This window comes from Streptomyces sp. NH27 (assembly GCF_056859195.1).
In genome coordinates this window covers 1-6,650 of the sequence record NZ_JACEGK010000449.1, presented here as the reverse complement: position 1 = coordinate 6,650, position 6,650 = coordinate 1, and the positions used below count along the sequence as shown (strand labels likewise).

Annotated in this window: 6 protein-coding genes; all 6 read left to right on the top strand. The window is 71.4% G+C overall.

Going from position 1 to position 6,650, the window contains the following annotated elements; genetic code table 11:
- Window positions 1-80 precede the first annotated feature (80 nt).
- On the top strand, window positions 81-698 hold the full coding sequence (gene ruvA, locus AC13HU_RS28835) for a Holliday junction branch migration protein RuvA (protein ID WP_483044896.1): 618 nt from the start codon (window positions 81-83) through the stop codon (window positions 696-698).
- A gap of 102 nt (window positions 699-800) precedes the next feature.
- On the top strand, window positions 801-1,880 hold the full coding sequence (ruvB, locus tag AC13HU_RS28830) for a Holliday junction branch migration DNA helicase RuvB (RefSeq protein WP_483044895.1): 1,080 nt from the start codon (window positions 801-803) through the stop codon (window positions 1,878-1,880).
- 164 nt (window positions 1,881-2,044) lie between these two features.
- Window positions 2,045-2,548, top strand: a complete 504-nt coding sequence (gene yajC / locus AC13HU_RS28825; protein WP_483044894.1) for a preprotein translocase subunit YajC — start codon at window positions 2,045-2,047, stop codon at window positions 2,546-2,548.
- Between the two features lie 76 nt (window positions 2,549-2,624).
- Window positions 2,625-4,406: a protein translocase subunit SecD gene (gene secD, locus AC13HU_RS28820; protein WP_483044893.1), complete on the top strand. Its 1,782-nt coding sequence runs from the start codon at window positions 2,625-2,627 to the stop codon at window positions 4,404-4,406.
- Entirely contained in the window at window positions 4,406-5,599 is a 1,194-nt protein-coding gene (gene secF, locus AC13HU_RS28815; RefSeq protein ID WP_483044892.1) for a protein translocase subunit SecF, read from the top strand. The genes secD and secF overlap by 1 nt, the downstream gene beginning before the upstream one ends.
- A gap of 131 nt (window positions 5,600-5,730) precedes the next feature.
- On the top strand, window positions 5,731-6,291 hold the full coding sequence (locus AC13HU_RS28810) for an adenine phosphoribosyltransferase (protein ID WP_483044891.1): 561 nt from the start codon (window positions 5,731-5,733) through the stop codon (window positions 6,289-6,291).
- Window positions 6,292-6,650: the final 359 nt, after the last annotated feature.

The window sequence follows — 6,650 nt, the reverse complement described above, 5'->3', positions numbered from 1 at the left end:
GCCGGCAACCGTCTCCAGCAGGCCGCCGCCGCCCACCGCGCCGCCGCCCGGCCGCCCGTACCCACCCAGGAGCCCACCCCTTGATCGCCTTCGTCAGCGGCCCGGTGGCCGCGCTCGCCCCGGACACCGCGGTCATCGAGGTCGGCGGGATCGGCATGGCGGTGCAGTGCGCGCCCGGCACCCTGGCCGCCCTGCGGCTCGGCGAGCCCGCCCGGCTGGCCACCTCCCTGGTGGTCCGGGAGGACTCCCTCACCCTCTACGGCTTCGCCGACGACGACGAGCGGCAGGTCTTCGAGCTGCTCCAGACCGTCAGCGGGGTCGGCCCGCGGCTGGCCCAGACGATGCTCGCCGTGCACAGCCCCGACGCCCTGCGCGCCGCTGTGGCGGCCGGCGACGAGAAGGCGCTCACCGCGGTGCCCGGCATCGGCAAGAAGGGCGCCCAGCGGCTGCTGCTGGAGCTGAAGGACCGGCTGGGAGCGCCGCTGGGCACCGCTGTCGCGGTCGGCGCGGGCGCCCGGGCCGCGGTGCCGCCGTCCTGGTCCGAGCAGCTGCTGGCCGCGCTGGTCGGGCTCGGCTACGCGCAACGCGAGGCGGAGGAGGCGGTCGCCGCGGTCGCCCCGCAGGCCGAGGCCGCCGCCGAGCCGCAGGTCGGCACCCTGCTGCGCGCGGCCCTGCAGACCCTCAACCGCGCCCGCTGACCCGTACCGCCGTACCGCCCGCACCGCGCCGTACGCACCTCACCGGCCGGCACCCCGCCCGACTCCGTCCGACGTCCGCCCGCCCGACCCGAGAGACCTGCCATGAACTGGGACGACGCCCCCGCCGATACGCCCGACCGGCTGGTCGGGTCGGCCGCCGACCGTGAGGACCAGGCGGTCGAGGCGGCGCTGCGGCCCAAGGAGCTGGACGAGTTCATCGGGCAGGAGCGGGTCCGCCAGCAGCTCGACCTGGTGCTCAAGGCCGCCCGCCAGCGGAACGCCACCGCCGACCACGTACTGCTCTCCGGCGCCCCGGGGCTCGGCAAGACCACTCTTTCGATGATCATCGCGGCCGAGATGTCCGCGCCGATCCGGATCACCTCGGGCCCGGCCATCCAGCACGCCGGCGACCTCGCGGCGATCCTCTCCTCGCTCACCGAGGGCGAGGTGCTCTTCCTCGACGAGATCCACCGGATGTCCCGGCCCGCCGAGGAGATGCTGTACATGGCGATGGAGGACTTCCGGGTCGACGTGATCGTCGGCAAGGGCCCGGGCGCGACCGCCATCCCGCTGGAGCTGCCGCCCTTCACCCTGGTCGGGGCCACCACCAGGGCCGGACTGCTGCCGCCGCCGCTGCGCGACCGGTTCGGCTTCACCGGCCACATGGAGTTCTACGCCCCCGCCGAACTGGAGCGGGTGATCCACCGCTCGGCCGGGCTGCTCGATGTGCGGATCGACACAGCCGGCGCCGCCGAGATCGCCGGCCGCTCCCGCGGCACCCCGCGCATCGCCAACCGGCTGCTGCGCCGGGTGCGGGACTACGCCCAGGTACGGGCCGACGGCGCGGTCGACCGGGAGATCGCCGCCCAGGCGCTGGAGGTCTACGAGGTCGACGCCCGCGGTCTGGACCGGCTGGACCGGGCGGTTCTGCACGCGCTGCTGAAGCTCTTCGGCGGCGGCCCGGTCGGCCTGTCCACGCTCGCGGTCGCGGTGGGGGAGGAGCGGGAGACCGTCGAAGAGGTCGCGGAGCCGTTCCTGGTGCGGGAAGGGCTGCTCGCACGGACGCCCAGGGGCCGTGTGGCGACTCCCGCGGCCTGGTCCCACCTGGGCCTCGTACCGCCTCCGCAGGTCGGTGGGACGAGTCGGGGCGGATCCGGACAGACCGGCCTGTTCGGATCCTGACCTCGGCTAGACTCCTACGATCAGGAACGCCCGTGCAATGCTGGGCGTTGTTCCATCGGCGAGCCAGCGCTTAGACTCCGCCGACGCCCTTCCTCTGGATCGGCACCCACATCCCGAAATCCAGGCCATCCCCCACGTTGGCCGTGCGAAGGAATGTCCACACCGTGAGCATCGGAATTCTCCTCCCCCTGATCCTGATCGTCGGCGTCATGTTCATGATGACCCGGTCGCAGAAGACCAAGCAGCGCCAGGCGATGGAGATGCGCAACAAGATGGAGCCCGGCACCGGCGTGCGCACCATCGGTGGCATGTACGCCGTGGTGAAGGAGGTGAACGACGAGACCGTCCTCCTGGAGATCACGGACGGTGTTCACGCCCACTTCACCAAGTCCGCCATCGGCACGGTGCTCTCCGAGGAGGAGTTCAACCGGATCGTGCACGGCATCGAGCCCGAGGAGCCCACCGGGCTCGACGAGGACGCCGAGGACGGCGCCGACGCGACCGCGGGGGACGCCGCGCCGACCGACGGTGCGACGGACGCGGACCCGGCGGCCGACGGCGACGAGGAGCGCATCAGCCTCGACAAGTCCGACGCGGACACGGAGCAGGACGGCTCCGACGCCGAGGACGGCGCCACCAAGGAGCAGAACGGCTCCGCCTCCAAGTAAGCGTCCGGCTTCATCCACTCGTGGCCACCCCTGGGCGCGCATGCCCGGGGGTGGTAGGACAGGGAGAGACAACAAGGTGGCAGCAGCCAAGAAGGGCCGCAGGTCCTCGGGGAGCCAGGGGTACCCCGGACGCGCTCTGGCCGTGATCCTCGTCGCTCTGGTGGCGCTGACCGGAGGGATCTTCCTCTCCGGCCACAAGACCCCGCGGCTCGGCATCGACCTCGCCGGCGGCGTGGAGATCACGCTGACCGCCAAGCCCGACCAGGGCAAGGCCGTCACCAAGGCAAACATGAACACCGCGGTCAACATCATCAACGACCGCGTCAACGGCCTGGGCGTCTCCGAGGCGGAGGTGCAGACCCAGGGGAACGACAACATCATCGTCGACATCCCCAAGAGCACCAACGCCGACCAGGCCGAGCAGCAGGTGGGCACCACCGCGCAGCTCTACTTCCGGCCGGTCCTCGCCGACGGCAACGGCGCCCCCATGCCGACGCCGAAGCCTTCCGGCAGCGCCACCACCAAGCCGTCCAGCACCGCCACCCCGAAGTCCTCGTCGACCGCGACGCCGTCGAACACGGCGAAGTCGACCGCGAGCCCCTCGTCCACCAAGAACCAGGGCCGCGCGGTCACCGACGCCCTGAAGTCGGGCACGGACAAGGCCCCCACCCCGAAGCCCACCGCCTCGGCGCCGAACACCGCCGCACCCGACCCGACCGACACCAGCGGCGCCGGCGCCGACCCGACGGCGGGCGTACCGGCCGCTCTCCAGGCCAAGTACGCGGCCATCGACTGCACCAAGGCGTCCGAGCGGGCCAAGGCGGCCGAAGGCACCAAGGGCACCGACCCGGTCGTCGCCTGCGGCAAGGTCGACAAGCAGTGGGTCAAGTACCTGCTCGGCCCCTCCGAGATCGACGGCAAGCACGTCACCAGCGCCAACGCCGCCTTCGACACCCAGAGCGGCAACGGCTGGGTGGTGAACCTGAGCTTCGACGGCAAGGGTTCCTCGCAGTTCACCTCCGTCACCAAGACGCTGTCCGCGCAGGCGTCGCCGAACAACCAGTTCGCCATCGACCTCGACGGCAACGTGGTGTCGGCCCCCTCGGTCTCCTCGACCCTGTCCGGCGGCACCGCCCAGATCTCCGGTGACTTCACCCAGCAGTCCGCCACCGACCTGGCGAACGTGCTGAAGTACGGCTCGCTGCCGCTGGCCTTCAACATCTCCGACAAGACCACCGTCTCGGCCGCCCTCGGCGGCGAGCAGCTGCGCGGCGGCATGATCGCCGGCGCCGTCGGCCTCGCGCTGGTCGTGCTCTACCTGCTGGCGTACTACCGCGGCCTCAGCTTCGTCGCCGTGCTCAGCCTGCTGGTCTCCGCCGGGCTCACCTACACGATCATGTGCCTGCTGGGTGAGGCGGTCGGATTCGCGCTGAACCTGCCGGCGGTCTGCGGCGCCATCGTCGCCATCGGTATCACCGCCGACTCGTTCATCGTCTTCTTCGAGAGAATCCGGGACGAGCTACGCGACGGCAGGTCGCTGCAACCGGCGGTGGCCCGCGGCTGGCCGCGTGCCCGGCGCACCATCCTGGTGTCGGACTTCGTGTCCTTCCTCGCCGCGGCGGTGCTGTACGTCGTCTCGGTCGGCAAGGTCCGGGGCTTCGCGTTCACCCTCGGCCTGACCACCCTGCTCGACGTCGCGGTGGTGTTCCTGTTCACCAAGCCGCTGATGACGCTCCTCGCCCGCAAGGTTTTCTACGCCAAGGGCCACAAGTGGTCCGGCCTCAACCCGGAGAGCCTGGGCGTCAGTCCGCCCCTGCGCCGGATCCGCCGCCAGTCCTCCGAGACGAAGGAAGCCTGATGTCCAAGCTCGGCACCCTCGGTCACCGGTTGCACCGCGGTGAGGTCAGCTACGACTTCGTCGGCAAGCGGAAGCTCTGGTACTCGATCTCCATCCTGGTCACGATCGTCGCGATCGTCGGCCTGGTGGTGAACGGCCTGAAGGAGAGCATCGACTTCTCCGGCGGCGCGGTGTTCAACACCCCGAAGACGTCCATGTCCGTCTCCGACGTGCAGAACAAGATCTCCGGGGACACCGACGGCCGCGAAGCCACCGTGCAGAAGCTCGGCAACGGCAGCCTGCGCATCCAGGTCGCCGGACTGTCCACGGACCAGTCGAAGAAGGTCCAGCAGGAGATCGCCAAGGACCTCAACATCCCGGCGCCGAAGATCGACGCGGAGATCGTCGGCCCGAGCTGGGGCAAGGAGATCACCCACAAGGCGCTCGAAGGTCTGATCATCTTCCTGGTGCTGGTGGTCATCTATCTGGCCATCGCCTTCGAGTGGCGCATGGCCGTGGCCGCCCTCGTGGCCCTGCTGCACGACCTCACCATCACCGTCGGCGTCTACGCGATCGTCGGCTTCGAGGTCTCGCCCGGCACGGTGATCGGCCTGCTGACCATCCTCGGTTACTCGCTCTACGACACGGTCGTGGTGTTCGACGGACTGAAGGAAGCCAGCAAGGACATCACCAAGAAGAACGTCTCCACCTACAGCGAGGTCGCCAACCGCAGCCTCAACAGCACCCTGGTCCGGTCGATCAACACCACCGTGGTGGCGCTGCTGCCGGTCGCCGCGCTGCTGTTCATCGGTGGCGGCATCCTCGGCGCCGGCATGCTCAACGACATCGCGCTCGCGCTGTTCGTCGGCCTCACCGCCGGTGCGTACTCCTCGATCTTCATCGCCACCCCGATCGTGGCGGAGTTGAAGGAGTACGAGCCGCAGATGAAGTCGCTGCGCAAGCGGGTGCTCGCCAAGCGGGCCTCGGAGGCGGCGAAGGCGAAGGCCAGGCTCGCCGCCGGCGAGTCCCCCGCCGGCCTCGACGACAGCGACGACGACCGGCCCGAGGACGACGAGGACGGCGCCGCACCCGCGGTCGTCGGCCAGCGCACCGAGGGCACCGGCGGCGCCGACTCCGCCGCCCGCCCGACCCGCGGCCAGCCCGCCAACCGGGCCAACCGCGGCCGTAACCGCCCCTCCGGCAAGCGCCGCTGATCCGCCGCCCGCCGCCGCCCGGAAGTACCTCACCGGGCGGCGGCGGGCGTTTTCACGTCCTCGTACCGCACGGCGCCCGCCCCACGGGCCCGCGCGCCCCTCGTACCGGACCCCGTACCGAAAGAAGCACCATGACCACGACGGAAGCCGCCTCCACCGAGCTGCGCGACCTGCTGCTGTCCCGGATCCGCGACGTGCCGGACTATCCGCAGCCCGGGGTGATGTTCAAGGACATCACCCCGCTGCTCGCCGACCCGGTGGCGTTCAACGCCCTCGTGGACGCGCTCGCCGGGCTGTGCACCCGGCGCGCGGCCACCAAGATCGTCGGCCTGGAGGCCAGAGGGTTCATCCTGGCCGCGCCCGCCGCCGCCCGCGCCCGGCTCGGCTTCGTGCCGGTCCGCAAGGCCGGCAAGCTGCCCGGCCCGACCCTGGCGCAGGGCTACGCGCTGGAGTACGGCACCGCCGAGATCGAGGTGCACACCGACGCCTTCGGGCCCGGCGACCGGGTGATCGTGATCGACGACGTGCTCGCCACCGGCGGCACCGCCGAGGCCGCCCTGGACCTGATCGGCCGCACCGGCGCAAGCGTCGTCGGCGTGGCGGTGCTGCTGGAGCTGGCCGCGCTCGGCGGCCGGGAGCGGCTCGCCCCGGCACTGAAGGGCGTACCGCTCGACGCGCTCGTCGTGGTCTGAGCCGTACGTGCCGCCCGGGCCGTGTTTTGGAAGTAGCGCCGTCCGCCCAAAGGGCGGGGCCCGTGGCGTCTGGTGCTCCCCCACAGCCTTCGGCGTGGGAGGTGCCCCCCGATCGCAAGGCGGTGGGGGCACCCCCAGCCGTCAGGCGAGGGGGAGGTTGTCCTCGTAGTGGGCCTACTCGGACAAGCCCGACAACGCTGGGGGTACCTCCCGCCTAGGGTGGGGGGAGAGGGTGCGTCCCCGCCGCCAGGGGGCAGGCGGGACTACCAAACCGCGGCCCAGGGGCCCGCGCGGCGCTGAGGCCGCTCCAGGGGGCGTACACCGGCGTACGCAGACGCGCACGTCACGGCGTCCGGTGG

What these genes read in the sequence shown, in the direction of transcription:
- ruvB (WP_483044895.1), top strand. Translation starts at nt 801, where the DNA reads ATGAACTGGGACGACGCCCCCGCCGATACGCCCGACCGGCTGGTCGGG.
- secF (WP_483044892.1), top strand. Translation starts at nt 4,406, where the DNA reads ATGTCCAAGCTCGGCACCCTCGGTCACCGGTTGCACCGCGGTGAGGTC.
- AC13HU_RS28810 (WP_483044891.1), top strand. Translation starts at nt 5,731, where the DNA reads ATGACCACGACGGAAGCCGCCTCCACCGAGCTGCGCGACCTGCTGCTG.